The 19,016-nt window shown below is 40.4% G+C and carries 16 protein-coding genes and 1 riboswitch; of the genes, 15 read left to right on the top strand and 1 reads right to left on the bottom strand.

Going from position 1 to position 19,016, the window contains the following annotated elements; all coding sequences use genetic code 11:
* Positions 1–528: 528 nt before the first annotated feature.
* The 10 genes from BIV16_RS15480 to BIV16_RS15435 all read left to right on the top strand — a co-directional run bounded on the left by BIV16_RS15480 (position 529) and on the right by BIV16_RS15435 (position 11,903).
* A complete protein-coding gene (locus tag BIV16_RS15480) occupies positions 529–1,569 on the top strand; it encodes a helix-turn-helix domain-containing protein (protein ID WP_075681122.1) in 1,041 nt (346 codons plus the stop codon).
* A gap of 44 nt (positions 1,570–1,613) precedes the next feature.
* Positions 1,614–2,195, top strand: coding sequence for a histidine phosphatase family protein (locus BIV16_RS15475; RefSeq protein ID WP_075681120.1), 582 nt, complete (start codon positions 1,614–1,616; stop codon positions 2,193–2,195).
* Between the two features lie 230 nt (positions 2,196–2,425).
* Entirely contained in the window at positions 2,426–2,962 is a 537-nt protein-coding gene (locus BIV16_RS15470) for a GNAT family N-acetyltransferase (protein WP_075681473.1), read from the top strand.
* 74 nt (positions 2,963–3,036) lie between these two features.
* Positions 3,037–3,245: riboswitch (cobalamin riboswitch) on the top strand.
* Positions 3,246–3,729: 484 nt separating this feature from the next.
* Positions 3,730–5,694 carry a sirohydrochlorin cobaltochelatase gene (locus BIV16_RS15465; RefSeq protein ID WP_083625267.1) on the top strand — a complete coding sequence of 655 codons (1,965 nt, stop codon included), beginning with the start codon at positions 3,730–3,732 and terminating at the stop codon, positions 5,692–5,694.
* A gap of 3 nt (positions 5,695–5,697) precedes the next feature.
* Positions 5,698–6,843, top strand: a complete 1,146-nt coding sequence (locus BIV16_RS15460; RefSeq protein ID WP_075681118.1) for an ABC transporter substrate-binding protein — start codon at positions 5,698–5,700, stop codon at positions 6,841–6,843.
* A 6-nt stretch (positions 6,844–6,849) separates the two neighbouring features.
* Positions 6,850–7,854 carry a FecCD family ABC transporter permease gene (locus tag BIV16_RS15455; RefSeq protein ID WP_075681116.1) on the top strand — a complete coding sequence of 335 codons (1,005 nt, stop codon included), beginning with the start codon at positions 6,850–6,852 and terminating at the stop codon, positions 7,852–7,854.
* Complete coding sequence (locus tag BIV16_RS15450; RefSeq protein WP_075681114.1) at positions 7,851–8,969, top strand: ABC transporter ATP-binding protein; 1,119 nt, start codon at positions 7,851–7,853, stop codon at positions 8,967–8,969. The genes BIV16_RS15455 and BIV16_RS15450 overlap by 4 nt, the downstream gene beginning before the upstream one ends.
* Positions 8,970–9,030: 61 nt before the next feature.
* Positions 9,031–9,885, top strand: coding sequence for a YitT family protein (locus tag BIV16_RS15445; RefSeq protein WP_075681112.1), 855 nt, complete (start codon positions 9,031–9,033; stop codon positions 9,883–9,885).
* Between the two features lie 167 nt (positions 9,886–10,052).
* Positions 10,053–10,304: a heavy-metal-associated domain-containing protein gene (locus BIV16_RS15440; protein ID WP_075681471.1), complete on the top strand. Its 252-nt coding sequence runs from the start codon at positions 10,053–10,055 to the stop codon at positions 10,302–10,304.
* Between the two features lie 120 nt (positions 10,305–10,424).
* Positions 10,425–11,903 carry a DUF1846 domain-containing protein gene (locus BIV16_RS15435; protein WP_075681110.1) on the top strand — a complete coding sequence of 493 codons (1,479 nt, stop codon included), beginning with the start codon at positions 10,425–10,427 and terminating at the stop codon, positions 11,901–11,903.
* Between the two features lie 43 nt (positions 11,904–11,946).
* On the opposite strand, the gene BIV16_RS15430 is transcribed toward BIV16_RS15435, so the two are convergent.
* Entirely contained in the window at positions 11,947–12,675 is a 729-nt protein-coding gene (locus BIV16_RS15430; RefSeq protein ID WP_075681108.1) for a metalloregulator ArsR/SmtB family transcription factor, read from the bottom strand.
* A 211-nt stretch (positions 12,676–12,886) separates the two neighbouring features.
* On the opposite strand from BIV16_RS15430, the gene BIV16_RS15425 reads away from it, so the two are divergent.
* The 5 genes from BIV16_RS15425 (at position 12,887) to BIV16_RS15405 (ending at position 19,016) form a co-directional block, all read left to right on the top strand.
* Positions 12,887–13,105 (top strand): cation transporter, encoded by a 219-nt coding sequence (locus BIV16_RS15425; protein WP_075681106.1) that lies wholly within the window; start codon positions 12,887–12,889, stop codon positions 13,103–13,105.
* A gap of 27 nt (positions 13,106–13,132) precedes the next feature.
* Positions 13,133–15,016: a heavy metal translocating P-type ATPase gene (locus BIV16_RS15420; RefSeq protein WP_075681104.1), complete on the top strand. Its 1,884-nt coding sequence runs from the start codon at positions 13,133–13,135 to the stop codon at positions 15,014–15,016.
* A 127-nt stretch (positions 15,017–15,143) separates the two neighbouring features.
* A complete protein-coding gene (locus tag BIV16_RS15415; RefSeq protein WP_075681102.1) occupies positions 15,144–16,574 on the top strand; it encodes a hypothetical protein in 1,431 nt (476 codons plus the stop codon).
* Positions 16,575–16,605: 31 nt separating this feature from the next.
* A complete protein-coding gene (locus tag BIV16_RS15410) occupies positions 16,606–17,832 on the top strand; it encodes a U32 family peptidase (protein WP_442971738.1) in 1,227 nt (408 codons plus the stop codon).
* 689 nt (positions 17,833–18,521) lie between these two features.
* Positions 18,522–19,016 carry a hypothetical protein gene (locus BIV16_RS15405; RefSeq protein ID WP_075681100.1) on the top strand — a complete coding sequence of 165 codons (495 nt, stop codon included), beginning with the start codon at positions 18,522–18,524 and terminating at the stop codon, positions 19,014–19,016.

The raw sequence follows: 19,016 nt of genomic DNA, 5'->3' as shown, positions 1-19,016 counted from the left end.
TTAAAGTGCCAGACATCAAGTATTATGTGGCAAATGTGTTGTATCAGGCACCAGTTAATATGTACTTCGTTTTTTATAATATGCGGTTAGTGCAAACTAACTATAATATCATCCTACTACCATAGGACATAACTGTCAAGGCGCCGGACAGGGTGAATAGAACCACGGTCTGTGAATACTTTAACATCACGGGACAAGGCGAATAGAACCAGGTTATGTGTTAGGTAATGGCATCTGAATACTCTAACATTACAGGACAAAGTGAATAGAAGCAGGCCATGTATTAGGTACTGGGAAAAGCAAGTAAAAACAGGAAATGTGTTAGGTAACGGGAAAAGCGAGTAAAATCAGGCAATATGCTATGTAATAGAAAAGTGCATAAATTCAGGCGTTATTTTTTACATTGGATGTAATTTCTCAGCAGTTAAAAAAATATAGTATTGATTAACAACGATTCAATTGCCGAAAGCTTTGAATCCTGTTATTATTTTAGATAGATTCGAATCTGCCAGGAAAGCGAGGTAGCATATGAAGATAGGACAGGTTATCAGAAAATATAGAATAGAAGTGGGCTTGACGCAAAAAGAGATGGCAAATCGGTTAGGGGTGACTACCCCGGCCGTGAACAAGTGGGAGAAAGGAAGTTCTAATCCAGATATCGAGCTGTTAGCACCGATTGCAAGACTTCTTCATATTTCGCTGGATACGCTTATGTCATTTCACGAGGAACTCAGTGCGGTGGAAATTGACGAATTGATACACCGGTTAGATGCCATGCTTGAAATCGAAGAATACGAAAATGCATTTGCCTGGGCGATGGATAAAATAAAAGAATATCCGAATTGTAATATGTTAATCTGGCAAATGGCGGTTGTGCTTGATTCCAGAAGAGGGATGAATGGTGTTGCCGAGGCAGAAAAATATGATAATCAGATTAATGCGTGGTATGAGATTGCGTTACAGGATGCAAATGAAGAGATAAAACGTCATGCGGCGGATTCATTATTTAGTTTTTATTTAAGAAAAAAGGAATATGATAAAGCCAAGGAATATCTATCGTATTTTTCAGAACATGATGCTAACAAAAAAATAAACGAGGCAAGACTCTATAAAGAGCAAGGTGATACGGAAAAAGCCTACGAAGTGTTTGAAAAAATTTTGTACCAGGAGTATCAGACGATAAATCTTACCCTGGCTTTTTTAATGAGAGCTGCGTTAGAAGAGAAGGATTTTGATCGGGCGGAATCCCTGGCAGAAAAGATGGGAGAGGTTGCACATACCTTTGAGATGGGAAAATACAATGAGGTTTCCGCCATGCTGGATGTGATGTGTACCAAAAAAGATGTAGATGGAACTTACCATATTGTCGAACAGCTACTAAACAATGTAGATACGTTATATGATTTTAGAAAGTCAAGTCTTTTTCGGCATATGAAGTTTGGCAGTCCGAATAAATCCATGACAGATAAGCTGAAAAAAGAGTTAGTAGAAGGATTTCAAGACGAAGAAATGTTTTCCTATATGAAAGAAAATACCGACTGGGAAAAACTTCTAAAGGAATACAAGTAGTGAATAAAAGTAAAAACAGATTTTTATAAATATGAGGCGCAGACATGAAAAAGATATATTTGATGAGGCATTCGATTCTAGAAAGACGGAACCTGCCAACCGAGCAGCTGCCATTATCGGAAGAAGGCAAAAAGCTTATCCTGTCGAAAAAAGACCAGTTTCATAATATTGCTCATTGTTTTTGCTCTCCATATAAGAGAGCGTTAGAGACGGCAAAACTTATGACGGATCAGGTTGAAGTTGTAAACGAACTCCATGAGAGAATAATTGGTGATGCAAGCGAAGATTTTTGGTGCAAACAGTATTCTGACCATAATTTTCGAAATAAAGGTGGAGAATCTCTAAACGAAGTAAAAGTAAGAATGAAAGCAACAATAGATTCCATTCTTGAAAAGATGAACGAGGGAGAAAGTGTTTTGGTTGTTTCACATGCGACAGAAATGTGTTCCTATTTGCTTAATTACTGCGAAATAGAGGTAAGCGATGCCAAAACGAAAGCAAGAAAGATTACCTGGAATCAGCATGTGATTTTAAATGGAACGATCAATCCGACGGATTACTTTATCATAGAATTTGAAAAAGATGAAGTCCAGGACATTAGATTGGGCGTCAGCCATGTAAAATAACGCCATACGCCCATTATGGCGTGTTTTTCACGATAATTTTTGACGAAATGGGCGTAGAAAAATGTGAAATCCCTCTGACGCCCCGCTAGCTTAAGAGAACCGGGGCGTAGGAGAAGAAATGTGGTGTGTGGCGCCCATTCTGTCATGAAAATCAAGAAAAATTAGCACAAAATGGGCGCCAGGTGTACTTAGATGATTCCTACGCCCCAATGACAAGAGAGGAAAACGATATGCAGATAAAATATGAAAATTTATCTATTCGAAATGCCAGAAAGGAAGATTGTCCATTACTTGAAAAATGGTGGAATGACGGTGCCGTAATGGCACATGCAGGTTTCCCGAATGGTCTTGGTACAAGTGCTGCAAAAATTGAAAAGCAGATAGCGAATGATTCTGACACAACCCAAAGAAGACTTATCATAGAATATGATGCGCACCCGATTGGAGAAATGAGCTTTTACAATCGTGGGGAGCGTACGGCAGAGATTGGGATAAAAATATGTGAGTTTAGCTATCAGGAAAAAGGACTGGAAAGGTGCATATTAAGCCTGTTTTTGAAAGAACTGTTTTCTATGGGCTTTCAAAAAATCATACTAGATACAGATTTGGAAAACACACGTGCACAACATGTCTATGAATTATTGGGTTTTCGAAAAGTAACAATCCATAAGGATTCCTGGGTGAATCAGATAGGGGAGCCAAGGTCCTCTGTTGATTATGAGTTAACGGAAACAGAGTTTAAACCAGTTTATGCATTGAGAAGATAAATGGTTCAAGTTAGGAACAGAAAGATGAAGAAACCTGTTGTCAACATTTGTAAAATATGATAGTATGGTAGCAATTTCATAGAAAAGTAATTGGTGCCAGCATGGAAGAAGTTTTTTCATGAGGGTTAAAAGGGAAACAGGTGTGAATCCTGTACGAACTCGTCACTGTGATTAGGGAGTGCAGCTATTAAGAAGTTTCAACCACTGATGTAGTTACATTGGGAAGGGAATAGCTGTATGATGATCTTTCAGCCAGGAAACCTGCCAGTTATTTGGTACAAGAAGAAATTCTAGATCACGAGTAATTGATCGTACTGTCTAAGTATGCAGGATTATGGTTCTGCATTACTTTTGTATGGTCTTTTACTCCGTTCTGATTACAGGACGGAGTTTTTTGATTTATAAGATTCGGGTGTCAAAAGGCAGCTTACAGTTTTCTTGCTGGCAAATTGTACAATGCCAAGTCGATTTTGTTCCGATGAGTGAACATAAGAAAATTCTAAGTATGCCTGATGCAGATTATTTTGGAGTGACGTGAACGGCATTCAACGAGCCATCCATGGCTCGTGAAGCCTTGTTCTGCCATCCGTGGCAGAACATCACTGGGTATTTTAGGGCATACTAAGATTTTCTAATGTTCCCGCAAAGTCACAAAAAGAGGCTTGCCTTTGTACAATTTGCCAGCAGCGAATTTGCAAGCCGTCTTTTGGCACTCGACTTTTTGTTCTGTGTACTTTTTCTTATGAAAGATGTATCGGTAATAGAAAATGATCGATATGGAATGCAAAAAGAAGGAGAAAAATATGAAAAAGAAAACATTAGCGGTATTGCTTGCATGCATGATGACCGTCACAGCCTTTACAGGATGTGGAAACAAAAAAGAAACCGTAACCGAAGACGTTCAGACAGAAGCTACAGAAGAAGTTGTAGACGACCAGGCAAAGGCAGATGAAGTAGCAGCTTTGATAGATGCAATTTATGTGCAGGAAAGAACAGATGACACAGATGAGCAGTGTGCAGCCGCAAAAGCAGCCTGGGATGCTTTGACCGATGCACAGAAAGAATTAGTATCCGGCGAAAACGCTGACCCAGATTACTTTGGAAGAGATACGGGAGATGCATCCAAAGATGATTCTTTAAATGAGGATGAAATCGGAGAAAATGAACTTTTGGTTGTAAGCTTTGGTACTTCCTTCAATGACAGCCGTGCAACAGATATCGGTGGAATTGAGAAAGCATTACAGGAAGCAAACCCAGACTGGTCTGTAAGAAGAGCTTTTACAGCACAGATTATCATTAACCATGTTCAGGCACGTGATGATGAGAAAATCGATAACATGGATCAGGCATTAGACCGTGCAGTTGCAAATGGGGTAAAGAACCTTGTTGTTCAGCCAACACACTTAATGCATGGTGCTGAATATGATGAATTGATGGAAGCTGTTGAAAAATATGCAGATAAATTTGAGACAGTAAGAGTTGCAGAACCACTTCTTGGTAAAGTTGGCGATGATGCAACTGTAATCAACGCAGATAAAGAAGCAGTTGCAAAAGCAGTTGCAGAGGAAGCTGCTAAGACAGCAGGTTTTGATAGCGTAGAAGCTGCAGCAGAAGACGGAACCGCTTTTGTATTTATGGGACATGGAACTTCCCACACAGCAAATGTAACCTATGACCAGATGCAGACACAGATGGATACATTAGGATATACCAACACCTTTATCGGTACCGTTGAGGGTGAACCAGAAGATACTGCATGTGACGTTGTCATTGAAAAAATAAAAGAAGCAGGTTACAAAAAAGTAGTTCTTCGTCCATTGATGGTAGTTGCCGGTGACCATGCGAACAACGATATGGCTGGTGACGACGAAGATTCCTGGAAGAGCCAGTTTGAAGCATCCGGTGCATTTGACAGCGTAGATACCCAGATTGCAGGTCTTGGAAGAATCCCAGCAATCCAGCAGTTATATGTAGAACACACAGCAGATGCATTAGCATCCAGCGAAAACCTTGCAAAAGGTACAGCAAGCGCCATCACAAATGAAGTTGCAGACGGAACTTACACCGTTGATTTTGATACTGACAGCACAATGTTTCATGTAAATGAAGCAAACGATGGAAAAGGAACTCTTACTGTAAAAAATGGTGAGATGACCGTACATATCAGCTTACCATCTAAAAATGTTGTAAATCTTTTTGTTGGAACCGCAGACGATGCACAGAAAGATGGCGCAAAATTATTAAATCCAACTACAGATACCGTTACATATAGCGATGGAACAACAGAAGAAGTTTACGGATTTGACATTCCGGTAGAAGCATTAGGAGAAGAATTTGATCTTGCTATCATCGGAACAAAAGGAAAATGGTACGATCATAAAGTTTCTGTTTCAAACCCTGTAAAAGAAGGTGAATCTTCTGATTTAGCAGATGGTGAATACGAAGCAGAGGTAACGTTAGAAGGTGGAAGCGGAAAAGCAACCGTAGAATCTCCTGCAAAAATCAAAGTGACAGACGGAAAGATTTCTGCTACAATCGTATGGAGCAGCAAAAACTATGATTACATGCTTGTAGATGGTGAAAAAATCTTAAATGAAAACGAAGGTGGCAATTCTACTTTTACAATTCCGGTAGCTGCACTTGATACAGATCTTGAGGTGGTTGGAGATACAACTGCCATGAGCAAACCACATGAAGTAGATTACACATTGAATTTTAAATTGGTAAAATAGTTTATGAAAAAGCAAAAGAGGATTCTTTTAGGTTTATTACTCTGTATGCTCTTTATCCTTAGTGCCTGTGGCGCTAAGGATAAGGAGACAGCAGAAGAAAAAGTGGATTTTAATTCCCTTTCTAAGACAGGAACGATGGAGTTAAGTTATGCCACACAATATAGCGTAGACGAATATGGGGACTACAAAATGATTACGATCGTGGATGGCGGTCGTTTTTTGCTTGTCCCGGAAAAGAAAGAAGTTCCGTCTAACTTACCGGAGGATGTCACGGTATTACAGCAGCCGTTAGATAAGACTTACCTGGTTTCCACATCCGTCATGGATCTAATCAGACAGATTGGCGCGGTTTCCGATATCCGTTTGTCCGGTACAAAAGAAGATGGCTGGTACATTGACGAAGCGGTAGAAGCAATGCAAAATGGAGAACTTCTTTACGCTGGAAAATACAGTGCGCCAGATTATGAGCTGATTCTAAGTGAGGGCTGTAACCTCGCAATCGAAAATACCATGATTTATCATAATCCAGAGGTAAAAGAGAAGTTAGAAGAACTTGGCATTCCGGTATTGGTGGAGCGTTCCAGTTATGAGAGCCATCCACTTGGAAGGTTAGAGTGGATTAAGTTATATGGTGTTTTGTTTGGGAAAGAAGAGGAAGCGGCCGATTATTATGACTTGGCACTAGAGAAGATAGAACCGATTATGGAAAATGCGGATTGCAAGAAAACAGTAGCCTTTTTCTATGTGACCGGAAACGGTGCAATCAGCGTTCGAAAATCCGGTGATTATGTGGCTCAGATGATTGCACTTGCAGGTGGAACTTATGTGCCGGCTCAGTTGACCGGAGAGGATGAAAACGCACTCTCGACCATGAACATCCAGATGGAAGATTTCTATGCCGGAGCAAAGGATGCAGATATTTTGATTTACAATAGCACGATTGATGGCGAAATTGGCAGCATTGATGAGCTTATTGCAAAAAATGCATTGTTTGCAGATTTTAAGGCAGTGCAGGATGGAAACGTTTATTGCACCAGCCAGAACTTTTTCCAAAGATCGACTGCAATTGGAGATTTTATGGAAGATTTACATCAGGTTTTTACAAATCAGGAATCTGAGAACTTTAATTATCTAAAGAAATTGAGGTAATGAAGCGTGAAGAGGTATGTAATTTCATTTGGGACAATTTTGATATTGCTGATTGGCTTATTCGTATGGAATGTCTGTTACGGCAGTATTGCGATTTCAAGGGAAGATTTTATGGCGGTCATATGCAAACAGGATACACAGAGTATGGCATATCATATTATCTGGGATATCCGTTTGCCGAGAATCCTATCTGCCATATTTTTAGGCGGGGCGCTTTCGATTTCCGGATTTTTGTTACAGACTTTTTTTGGAAATCCGATTGCAGGTCCGTATGTACTTGGTATCTCTTCCGGGGCAAAACTTACGGTGGCACTCACGATGATTTATCTGCTTGGAAAAGGGATTACCATCAGCTCTTTTGGAATGGTCGTGGCAGCTTTTATAGGAGCGATGCTCGCAATGGGATTTGTTCTTCTGATTTCCCTGCGGGTTCACAAAATGTCGCTTTTAATTGTCTGCGGAATTATGATTGGTTATATCTGCTCCGCGATTACGGATCTTTGTGTGACGTTTGCGGACGATTCCAATATTGTAAATCTTCACAACTGGTCGCAGGGCAGTTTTTCTGGAATGAACTGGTCCAATGTGGGTATGATTACGGTGATTATTACAATTACATTTGTAGTTACACTTTTCTTGTCAAAACCAATCGGAGCATTCCAGATGGGAGAAAATTATGCAAGAAACATGGGGGTCAATATCCTGGCACTCCGTATTGCACTGATTTTATTATCCAGTTTTCTGTCTGCATGTGTGACTGCATTTGCAGGACCGATTTCGTTTGTGGGAATTGCGGTGCCGCATCTTGTGAAAATGGCGATGGGAACAGCAAAACCATTGGTGTTAATTCCGGGCAGTTTTTTTGGTGGAGCAGTGGTGACACTTTTCTGTGACGGAATTGCAAGAACACTGTTTGCGCCGACGGAGGTAAGTATCAGCTCTGTCACAGCGGTTCTTTTAGTTCCGGTTGTCATTGTGATGATGTTAAGAAAGCAAGGGGGACGCGGATGAAAAAAGGGTTAGAAACGAAGCAGCTTACCGTTGGTTATGGAAAAAAAGTTGTCATCCACAATGTGGAACTTCGCGTAGTTCCAGGAAAAATTCTCACCTTGATAGGGAAAAATGGTTCTGGAAAGTCTACCATATTAAAAAGTATTATCGGTCAGTTAAAACCGCTTGGCGGAAGCGTGATTCTTTGTGGAAAAGAGACGAACCACATGAAAGAATCAGACATTGCAAAAGAGCTTTCGATGGTAATGACGGAACCGATTCACCCGGAGCTTATGACCTGTAAGGATGTTGTTGCAACCGGACGATACCCATACACCGGGCGTTTTGGAATTCTTTCAAAGGACGACTGGTGTGCCGTGGAGGAAGCCATCACGTTAGTGCATGCAAATGATGTGGAAAATCTGGAATTTTCCAAAATCAGCGACGGGCAAAAGCAGCGTGTCATGCTTGCCAGGGCAATCTGTCAGGAGACAAATGTGCTGGTGCTCGATGAGCCGACCTCTTATCTTGATATGCGTTATAAGCTTGATATCTTATCCAGTATCAGACGCCTTGCACATGAGCGGGATATGGCTGTTATCATGTCTCTTCATGAGTTAGACCTTGCACAGAAAGTATCGGATACGATTGCCTGTGTAAAAGGCGATAAATTAGATAAAGTGGGTGCGCCGGAAGAGATTTTTACCGGTGATTATGTTCAAAACTTATATGGCGTAGCCGAAAAAAGCTTTCATCCATTGCTTGGAATGATGCAGCTTCCGCCGAATGAGGGAGCACCAAAAGTTTTTGTGATAGGAGGCGGGGGAGACGCAATCCCGGTATATTATCGCTTGCAGCGGGAAAACATACCATTTGTAGCAGGAATTCTCTACGAAAATGATATCGAATATGCAGTTGCGAAGCCACTTGCATCCGATGTCGTGGCGGAACAGGCATTTTTCCCAATCAAGGAGGAAACCGTACAAATGGCAAAAGAAAAGATGGATTCCTGCGAGAAATGCATCTGTACCATCGAAGCATTTGGACCATACAACCAGGCAAATGAAGAATTGCTTTTTTATGCAAAGAAAACAAAAAAACTCATTTCCGTTTCCAAATTGGATTGTATTTCGTAGTATTTTGTGGTAAAACAGAGAAAGATTTTGTAAAAATGAAAAAAGAAGAGGATTTGTGAACATGAAGGAAAAGAAATATGCCGAGATGATAAAAGAATTTTTGTATTTAACGCTTGCAGATGGAATCATCGCATTTGCTGTTTTTTTCTTTTTGCAGCCAAGTCATACAGCAATCAGCTCCATTTCAGGACTTGCCATTGTCCTAACAAATCTTATTCCGCAGCCGTTGTCGGTCATCACGTTTGTATTAAACACAATTCTACTTGTAGTTGGATTCATATTCTGTGGAAAAGAATTTGGCGGGAAAACCGTGTATACAAGTTTATTATTGTCCGTTTATCTGGCGATTTTTGAGCGGTTGTTCCCTGATTACACATCGATGACAGGAAGTGCAGAACTAGATGTCGTATGTTATATTTTAGTCGTCAGCATCGGGCTTTCGATTCTGTTTAACCGGAATGCGTCCTCAGGAGGACTTGATATTGTAGCAAAAATCATCAATCAGTACTTACACATTGAAATCGGAAGAGCCTTAACAATTGCAGGTTTTTGTGTGGCAATGTCGACCATCTTTTTTTATGATACCAAGACGGTGATTCTTAGCTTGCTTGGTACTTATTTTAATGGAATGATTTTGGATCATTTCATTTTTGACCACAATATCAAAAGAAGAGTCTGCATTATTTCAAAAAAGCAAGATTTGATTCGAGATTTTCTTGTAAATGAACTTCACAGCGGTGCGACTATCTATGAGGCGGTAGGCGCTTACAAAATGGAAAAACGTTCCGAATTAATCACGATTGTAGACAAAGGTGAGTATCAGAAACTGATGGCATTTCTGCGGGAGATTGATCCGGAAGCATTTGTCACCATCTATACGGTAAGTGATATTCATTATGTCGCAAAAACATGGTAAATTCGAAAACAGCTTGTTGAGATTCTTTCTCAATGGGCTGTTTTTTATTGACAAAAACGGACTCGAATTTAGAATGTGAGATAGAGAAAGTGCTTTATTGGTACAGGAAAATTCTGCCAATGAAGCGAAACTTTTTTGAAGTAAAAAGCAGGAAAGGACTATGTAACATGATAAAAACAACGTTAAAAATTGATGGCATGATGTGTGGAATGTGCGAATCCCACTTAAATGATCTGGTTCGTTCTAATTGTAAGGTAAAAAAGGTGACATCCTCCGCCAAAAAAGGAGAGACCGTTATCGTCAGCGAAAGCGAGCCGGACATTGAGATGCTTCGGGAAAAAATTGCTGGAATCGGTTATCAGCTTTTATCATCCGAAAGTGAACCATACGAGTCGAAATTTTCTTTTTTCAAAAAATAAATTCATGTGAAATTATCACAAAAAAAGGGGCTATTGTTTGGATATCTTGTAATGTACATTTTCCTCTTTCTATGTTAAAATTTTAATTTAGAATATACTAACGAATACATGAGGAAAAAGATGAAGATAGGATTTGATAATGACAAGTATCTAAAAATCCAGTCCGAGCACATCAAAGAACGGATTGGTCAGTTTGGAGACAAGCTGTATTTGGAATTTGGTGGAAAGTTATTTGACGATTACCATGCATCCAGAGTACTTCCGGGATTTAAGCCGGACAGTAAATTGCAGATGTTAATGCAGCTTTCGGATGTGGCTGAGATTGTAATTGTAATCAGTGCAGCCGACATCGAGAAAAATAAAGTCAGAGGCGATTTGGGAATCACCTATGATGTCGATGTGCTGCGTCTGATTGGCGAATTTGAGAAGAAAGGTCTTTATGTCGGAAGCGTTGTCATTACGCAGTTTGCAGGACAAAATGGCGCCGTTCAGTTTAAGGAACGTTTAGAGAAAAAGAATATCAAAGTATATCAGCATTATAAGATTGAAGGATACCCATCCAACATTCCTTTGATTGTAAGTGAAGATGGATTCGGAAAAAATGATTATATTGAGACGACAAGACCACTTGTTGTTATTACAGCACCTGGCCCTGGAAGTGGAAAAATGGCGACCTGTCTGTCCCAGCTTTATCATGAGAACAAGCGCGGTGTGAAGGCCGGATATGCGAAGTTTGAGACATTCCCAATCTGGAACATCCCACTAAAACATCCGGTTAACCTTGCGTATGAGGCAGCAACAGCAGACTTAAACGATGTCAATATGATTGACCCATTCCACTTGGAAGCTTACGGTGAGACAACTGTCAACTATAACCGTGATATTGAGATTTTCCCGGTATTAAATGCGATTTTTGAAGAGATTTACGGGGAAAATACCTACTATAAATCACCGACCGACATGGGCGTCAATATGGCTGGAAACTGCATTTTTGATGATGATGCATGTTGCGAGGCGTCCAATATGGAAATTATCCGCAGATATTATACTGCAATGAATAAGGTCGCAAGAGGCGAAGCTTCGGAAAATGAAGTTTATAAAATTGAGCTTCTGATGAAACAGGCAAAGATTACAACAGACGACCGTAAGGTTACCGTTGCAGCCAAAGAACGTGCAGAAAAGCTTGGGGTGCCAACCGCCGCAATCGAGTTGGAAGATGGCACGATTATCACCTCCAAGACATCCGATTTCCTTGGCGCTTCCGCGGCTTTGATTCTCAATGCATTAAAGTATCTTGCGGGAATTGACCATGAGGAAAAACTGATTCAGGCAGAGGCAATTCAGCCGATTCAGGACTTAAAAGTGCGTTTCCTCGGCGGAAAGAACCCAAGACTTCACACGGATGAGACCTTGATTGCACTGGCACTTTCCTCCGCAACCAGTGAGAAGGCAAGAGCAGCGATGGAACAGCTTCCGAAATTAAGAGGATGTCAGGTTCACACCTCTGTCATGCTTTCGGAGATTGATCTTAAGAGTTTTAAAAAGCTGGGCGTTGATTTGACCAGCGAACCGGTGCGCAACGGGTTGAAATTATATTAAAAAAACTTCGTACAGTTTTATGACTGTGCGAAGTTTTCTTTTTCTAACACGATTTCCGGTAGGCGGTAGGTGGAATTCCAACTACATTTTTAAATGCATTGGTAAACTTACTTTGGTTTTCATAACCGACTGCAGCCGAGATTTCTGCAATACTAAGATTCGTGTCTTTTAACATTTTTGAAGCCTCGTGGATGCGGTATTGCTTCATATAAGTTGCAATTGGCATTCCATAAACAGCTTTAAAGGAGTCTTTTAGCGTAGACGTATTCAAAAGATAACGTCTGGATAATTCGTCTATCGTATAGCGTTTTTCCATATTTTCCGTCAAAAGTGTATGAATTTCCTTGATAATCTGTACCTGCTTTTCATCACATGGATGCGAGGTGGATGTCTCCTTTGGAGCAGGCATGGATTCCTCCGGACAGGTAACTTTTGCAACCTGTTCGATGGTATGGTGAAGTACTTTTGCAATTTCATTGTCAGCAGAATGGTAGTACATTTCTTTTCCCTCGCGTCTGCTCGTAATTAATTTACTGCTTTTTAGTAAGCGCAAGTGGTGGGAGACAGCAGGGCTTGTCATATTACAAAGAGAAGCGATTTCCTGTACGCATTTTTCGCAGTGGCACAAAAGCCAGAAAATCTGAAGGCGGCTCGGGTCGCCTAACTGCTTCATGGCGTTGGATACTTCTGTAATCTCATCTGCACTTGGCATGTGGGATAAAATGTTTTGCTCCGTATTGTCTAAGTGGTAAGGCAGTGTTTTATCGTCCATATGAAACCTCCGTAAAAATTTTTTCTGTGAAAGTATTACTCCATTTGGAAATTCTTTTTGACCAAATGGAAAAAAAGAATCCATATCGGTTGACTTATTATACTCCATCGGTTAAAGTAAAGTCAACAATTAAACAAATGTTTAATCAAATAAAGAAAACGCAATTTTACCAATAAGAAATTGCAAATAACAGAAAGGCAGGATTACGAAGATGAAAAAAACGTATAAGATTGATGTGGATTGTGCAAACTGTGCAAATAAGATGGAAGAGGCTGCAAAAAATACAGCAGGTGTAAAAGATTGTACCGTAAACTTTATGACACTTAAAATGGCAGTGGAATTTGAAGAAGGACAGGATGCAAAAGCTGTCATGCAGGAAGTATTAAAGAATTGCAAAAAAGTGGAAGATGACTGTGAGATTTTCCTGTAAAAGCTTCCGCTAAGAAAGGAAATGCTTATGAATAAAAAGCAAAAGAAAATGCTTGTCCGCATTATTGTGGCAGCGGTACTTTTGATTGCATTACATTTTGTAAAAGCTCCGGCAGCGGTCAGATTTGTGTTATACATGATTCCATATCTGGTGATTGGATATGACATATTAAGAAAGGCCGTAAAAGGAATTATCAACAGACAGCCATTTGACGAATGTCTGTTGATGGCAATTGCGACCGTGGGTGCAATTTTGCTGGCAGTCTATGAAAATGGCGATTATGTTGAGGCGATTGCCGTTATGCTCTTTTACCAGATTGGGGAACTGTTCCAGAGTTATGCAGTCGGAAAGAGCAGAAGAAATATCAGTGATTTGATGGATATCCGTCCGGATTATGCAAACATTGAGCAGGACGGAAAATTAGAACAGGTTGACCCGGATGAGGTAGAAATTGGAACTACAATTGTAGTTCAGCCAGGCGAAAAAGTGCCAATCGATGGTATCATTCTTTCTGGTTCTTCTTCCTTAAATACAGCGGCATTGACCGGAGAGAGCCTTCCTCGTGATGCAAAAGAGGGCGATGAGGTCATCAGCGGATGTATCAATATGACAGGTGTTCTTAAGATTCAGACCACAAAGGAATTTGGAGAATCCACTGTATCTAAGATTTTAGATCTGGTTGAGAACGCAAGCTCTAGAAAATCAAAATCTGAGGATTTTATTTCAAAATTTGCCCGTGTCTATACACCGGCGGTTGTATATAGTGCGATTGCATTAGCAATCCTTCCACCGCTTGTTCGGATATTCGGAATGGGACTTGGCGGCGATTGGGGAACCTGGATTTACCGTGCCCTTACCTTCCTTGTCATCAGTTGCCCTTGTGCTCTTGTCATCAGTATTCCGTTAAGCTTTTTTGCCGGAATCGGTGGTGCAAGTAAAGAAGGTGTTCTGATTAAGGGTTCAAACTATATGGAGAGCCTTTCACAGACCAAATATGTGGTAATGGATAAGACCGGAACCTTGACACAAGGTGTTTTTGAGGTGACAGGAATCCACCACAATAAGCTGGAAGAAGAAAAAATCCTAGAGTATGCTGCGTTAGCAGAAAGCGCCTCCAGCCATCCAATCAGTAAGAGCATCCAGCGTGCCTATGGAAAAGAGATTGACCGAAGCAGAGTTACTGACATCCAGGAAATCAGTGGAAATGGCGTCACTGCAAAGGTTGATGGTGTTACGGTTGCAGCCGGAAACGACAAACTGATGAAGAGTCTTGGAATTGCATACAAGGATTGTCATCATGTCGGTACCATCATTCATATGGCACTCGACGGGGAATATGCAGGTCATATCGTCATTGCAGATATTGTAAAACCACATTCCAAACAGGCCATTGCAGAGCTGAAAAAAGCTGGTGTCGAGAAAACTGTTATGTTAACCGGAGATTCGAAGCGCGTAGCAGAAAAAGTTGCCGCAGATCTTGGCTTAGATGAAGTATACAGTGAACTTCTTCCTTCTGGAAAAGTAGAAAAGGTAGAAGAACTTATCGAAAAGAAATCCGAAAAAGCAAAACTTGCTTTTGTCGGTGATGGAATCAATGATGCACCGGTACTATCCAGAGCAGATATCGGAATTGCGATGGGTGCGATGGGATCGGATGCAGCGATTGAAGCGGCAGATATCGTATTGATGGACGATGATCCATTAAAGATTTCTAAGGCAATCAAGATTTCCAAGAAATGTATCCGCATTGTCTATGAAAACATCTGGTTTGCAATCGGAATCAAGCTGATTTGTCTGTTGCTTGGTGCGCTCGGTATTGCAAATATGTGGGCTGCAATTTTTGCAGATGTCGGTGTCATGGTCATTGCGGTATTAAATGCAATCCGTGCATTGTTTACAAAGAAGTTGTAATTTTTTGAAAAAGATACTCTCATCCGGATAAATCATGTATGATTATCTGGATGGGAGTTTTTCTTTCTGTAATAGGAAATTTCGTTCTTATTACAGAAAAAATGAGAAGTGAAGTTAGGAGCATAAGATGGATTTCGAAGGAATGGTAGAACAGATTCCGTTTGGGTTGCTGGCGGGAGAACTTTGGAATGACATTGGGATTAAAAAAGAGGTTCGAATTGTAAAACTGTCAGAGAATGGACTGGTTTTTCGAACCGCAGAACCGCTTGAATATGAAGGAAAAGTGTCTGAGAGAACAGATGAATCACTGGTGTTACATTTTTTCGATGAAAAAAAGAATGGGTATCAGGATGTTGTCTTAGAGCACATAACCCCACGCCGCATGTCTAAGGACGAAAAGGGGGAGGTGTTCAATTCTTATTTTCTTGCAATAGAAAATGAGGACTTTCGGGCACAGACAAGACGGCTTTTCGAAGCGTATTACCGCTATATCAATTTAAAATTATGTGGGGATGATGCCTATCTTGCAAAGGAGTGTGTGGGCTATCCTGCCAAAGAAGACGAAGTGTTTGCCGTAAACTTTACCAGCCAGAAACTGGGGTGGTATCAGGAGGCACTTATGCAGATAAAGAAAGGTGAGTGTGTCAATGCATTAGAGGGCAGCCCGGTAGAACTGCTGGGTGTAGTTTCTAATTTAGAGCTCGCATTAGAACTTGACAATTCGAAACTTTATCAGGAATATTTGTCCAAAGATAAGGACAGCTTTTTCAAAGAGTACTGGTCTGGGAATGGATTGGCGGAACATCCTTTTGCAAGGGCAAAATGGACCAGGATTTATCTGGGAAATCAATTCTGTCATAATCTTTTCCCGTGTGAAACACAGCTTTTTTCAATTTTACAAAAAGCAAAATGGGAAGATTTGTCGGTGACATTTGCATTCACCTATTTAAGGGAGGAATATGTAGAGCAGACGACACAACTACTTTTGAAGTTGTATGCATGGTGTAAGCAAGAGAAGTTTCCTTGTGAAGTTGTGATAAACGACTGGGGAATGGCAGCTCTTTTAAAAGGAAAAGAGGATATGCTGACGCCGATTCTTGGTGTTTTGTTGAACAAACGAAGAAAAGACCCAAGGATGAACTACAAGCTGGGATTTCAAGCAGATGCCATGCACGAAAATGCTGCGAACAATGCTTTTTACCAGAAATATTTAAAAGAACAGTACGGTATCGTCCGCTACGAATATGAGTCCTGTGGCTATGATTTTGTTGTGCCGGACGGACATCATAGTATTCATGTTCCATATTTTCAAACCAATACATCACAGTATTGTCCGCTTTTTGCAAGGTGTGTGAATGGAGACCGTGGGAATCAGACGCTTGTAAAAAACTGCCCGCAATATTGTAGGGATTTTGTTTTCCTATATCCCAAACATCTACGGATGGTTGGAAGGTACAATTCATTGTTTGGATATGACAAGCGTGCGCTAGAGGAGATAGATTTTTGGGTGAAAATAAGAAAAAGCAACATTGACCGGATGGTTGTAAATTTGATGTAGAAATGATAAAAAACAGGAAGTATGAGATAACATGAGTTCAAAGAACATGCAAGAAAATAGTGATTTTAGAAAAAAATCGAAGCAGCGAATGAAGATTGTAGCAGGACTGGGCTCTATAGAGGAATATATTCCGTATGTAGAGGCTGGGGCGGATGAACTTTTCTGTGGCTATGTCCCGTATTGGTGGAGTCAGAAATATGGAACACTCTCGCCCTTAAACCGGCGGGAGGTTTTGGCATATCATGTGCAGATTGGGGCATTTGAGGACTTAAAGATTTTAAGTAATCTGGTAAAAATCTACGGGGTACCGGTGACGATTGCGCTAAATGCTCTTTATTATGTCAAAGAACAATACGAGGAAATTGCATCCATTGTAGCATCATGTATGGAAATTGGCTTTGATTCTTTTATCATAGCAGATCCGGCACTTGTTTTCTTTTTAAGGGAAAAGGGAATTCGTTGTAACATTCATTTAAGCGGGGAAATGTCGGAGGTAAATTCGCTTTTCTTAGAACAGATGGCAAAGTATGACATTTCAAGGGTTATTTTTCATCGGAAAAACAGCTTATTGGATATGGAGTCCTGCGTCCGAAAGACCAAGGAGAAGATACCAGAATACGAAGCGTTTGTCCTAAATGAGATGTGCCATTTCACAGGTGCCTACTGCAATTCACTTCATTGTGATGAACTAGGACATTTGTGCAAAGTGCCGTATCAGCTGGGGAGTTATGGGAAATCGGCTTTTCAAAGTAATGTCTTGTATCAATCGAAAGAAAATCTGCATACTGTATACAAGACGCAGGAAGAAAAGCCGGGCTGCATGTTAGATAGTTCTGTGACGGCATCAGTTGAATATGAGCCAAAGATGAAAGGTTATAAGAGTAAGACGGATGCCAGTGCGTCAGAGGCGAATGAAGAAGAAGCAGAGATAGATGGCTACTTGCCAGGGGCAAATGAAGAAGCAGAGATAGATGGGTATCTGACTGGGGTGACAGGCTGCGGTCTTTGCGCACTTGCATCCTTACAGACTGCCGGAGTTACGCACTTAAAAGTGGTCGGCCGTGGGAATTATATCGATTATGAAAAAGAAGATATTCGTCAGTTAAGGAGGGCACTTACAATTTTAGAGGAGGTTGAAGCGCTAGCGCAAAAAGACAGTGGAGAAGTTCAGCTTCATGCGGAATTTCAAAGACGAATTCGAACAAGACTGTTCCACGGGGAATGTTCCAATAATTGCTATTATAGAAATCACGTATAGAGAAAGTAAAAAGTTGTATTTTGGGGACAATTGACATGCCTATTATTAAAATATTGATTTCAGGCACGTACATCTCTCGCTTAAAAAGAGATAAAAGGCATGCCTAATAGCTGTATTTTGGTTATAGGCATGTTTTTTCATGTACAAAATTACATGCCTAACGCCAAGTTATCGAGGAAAAGCACCGCAGGGCAGGAAAAAAGTGGTGAAAATGCACATGCCTAATGCCAAGTTATCGAGGAAAGGCACCGCAGAGCAGGAAAAAAAGTGGTGAAAATGCACATGCCTAATACCGAGTTATAGAGGAAAGGCACCGCAGAAATGAAGAAAGATGACAAAATAAGTGCAAAATAGGTTCACTTACCGCTGTGGGAGCACTTCTAAATTTCAATAAAGTTGCAAATGCAGTAGAAGTAATGGTTGCAATTGAGGAACAATTGAGTTTCAGCTAAAGGTTTGAAATCAACTGCATCTTGGTTTGTAATTGAGTCATATTTATAAAACAAATTGAAATAATTAAAGCAATACTTTAAAAATATATTGACATAGTTTAAAATAAATGATATATAATAAATAGAAAACCTGATTATAATTCGGGCAGAATCAATGACAAGATGCAGGCTGTAATCGTAGCAATGATGCACTTTTTGCAAATTTAACACGAAAAAAGAAAGGATGGGAGAAAAGACATGGGAGAAGTAGGATTGAAGAAATTAATTAGAAGAATCAGGAGTGATAAGATTGTGAGTTTTATCATTTCAGCGGTATTTGCAATTTTTGCATGCTATCAATTGTTTCAAATGGTAGTAATGATGCAGGCAGGAGATTATGGAAACGCTGCGTTGCAGGATCATGGAGTTTTGTTTGTAAAATTAAGCTGTCTTGCAGTATCACAGCTGTTACTTAGCCTTGTATTGCTAGAGATTGCCAAAAGCGGAAAACCTTTTGGCAAAGGAAATGTAAAGAAAGTACGTGGAATGGCACTGGTTTTGATTGCAAGCTACCCACTTCAAATGCTGCTGTCGCTGATTTTAGAGGGAATGAATCCCGCTTCGAACGGATTTATTGTCAAAATTCAGTTTGACGATATTATAGTATTATTATTTGGTGCAATTATCGGAATTATTTCAGAGATTTTCTTCTATGGAAAAGAGATTGAGGAAGAGATGGATACGATTGCATAG

The sequence above is a fragment of the Roseburia sp. 831b genome, from assembly GCF_001940165.2.
In the GTDB taxonomy this organism is placed as follows: domain Bacteria; phylum Bacillota; class Clostridia; order Lachnospirales; family Lachnospiraceae; genus Roseburia.
This window is presented reverse-complemented; position numbering and strand designations above follow the sequence as displayed.

What these genes read in the sequence shown, in the direction of transcription:
- BIV16_RS15425 (WP_075681106.1), top strand. Translation starts at nt 12,887, where the DNA reads ATGAAAAAAACGTATAAGATTGATGTGGATTGTGCAAACTGTGCAAAT.
- BIV16_RS15480 (WP_075681122.1), top strand. Translation starts at nt 529, where the DNA reads ATGAAGATAGGACAGGTTATCAGAAAATATAGAATAGAAGTGGGCTTG.
- BIV16_RS15435 (WP_075681110.1), top strand. Translation starts at nt 10,425, where the DNA reads ATGAAGATAGGATTTGATAATGACAAGTATCTAAAAATCCAGTCCGAG.
- BIV16_RS15440 (WP_075681471.1), top strand. Translation starts at nt 10,053, where the DNA reads ATGATAAAAACAACGTTAAAAATTGATGGCATGATGTGTGGAATGTGC.
- BIV16_RS15465 (WP_083625267.1), top strand. Translation starts at nt 3,730, where the DNA reads ATGATCGATATGGAATGCAAAAAGAAGGAGAAAAATATGAAAAAGAAA.
- BIV16_RS15405 (WP_075681100.1), top strand. Translation starts at nt 18,522, where the DNA reads ATGGGAGAAGTAGGATTGAAGAAATTAATTAGAAGAATCAGGAGTGAT.
- BIV16_RS15420 (WP_075681104.1), top strand. Translation starts at nt 13,133, where the DNA reads ATGAATAAAAAGCAAAAGAAAATGCTTGTCCGCATTATTGTGGCAGCG.
- BIV16_RS15460 (WP_075681118.1), top strand. Translation starts at nt 5,698, where the DNA reads ATGAAAAAGCAAAAGAGGATTCTTTTAGGTTTATTACTCTGTATGCTC.
- BIV16_RS15430 (WP_075681108.1), bottom strand. Translation starts at nt 12,675, where the DNA reads ATGGACGATAAAACACTGCCTTACCACTTAGACAATACGGAGCAAAAC.
- BIV16_RS15450 (WP_075681114.1), top strand. Translation starts at nt 7,851, where the DNA reads ATGAAAAAAGGGTTAGAAACGAAGCAGCTTACCGTTGGTTATGGAAAA.
- BIV16_RS15415 (WP_075681102.1), top strand. Translation starts at nt 15,144, where the DNA reads ATGGATTTCGAAGGAATGGTAGAACAGATTCCGTTTGGGTTGCTGGCG.
- BIV16_RS15470 (WP_075681473.1), top strand. Translation starts at nt 2,426, where the DNA reads ATGCAGATAAAATATGAAAATTTATCTATTCGAAATGCCAGAAAGGAA.
- BIV16_RS15475 (WP_075681120.1), top strand. Translation starts at nt 1,614, where the DNA reads ATGAAAAAGATATATTTGATGAGGCATTCGATTCTAGAAAGACGGAAC.
- BIV16_RS15445 (WP_075681112.1), top strand. Translation starts at nt 9,031, where the DNA reads ATGAAGGAAAAGAAATATGCCGAGATGATAAAAGAATTTTTGTATTTA.
- BIV16_RS15410 (WP_442971738.1), top strand. Translation starts at nt 16,606, where the DNA reads ATGAGTTCAAAGAACATGCAAGAAAATAGTGATTTTAGAAAAAAATCG.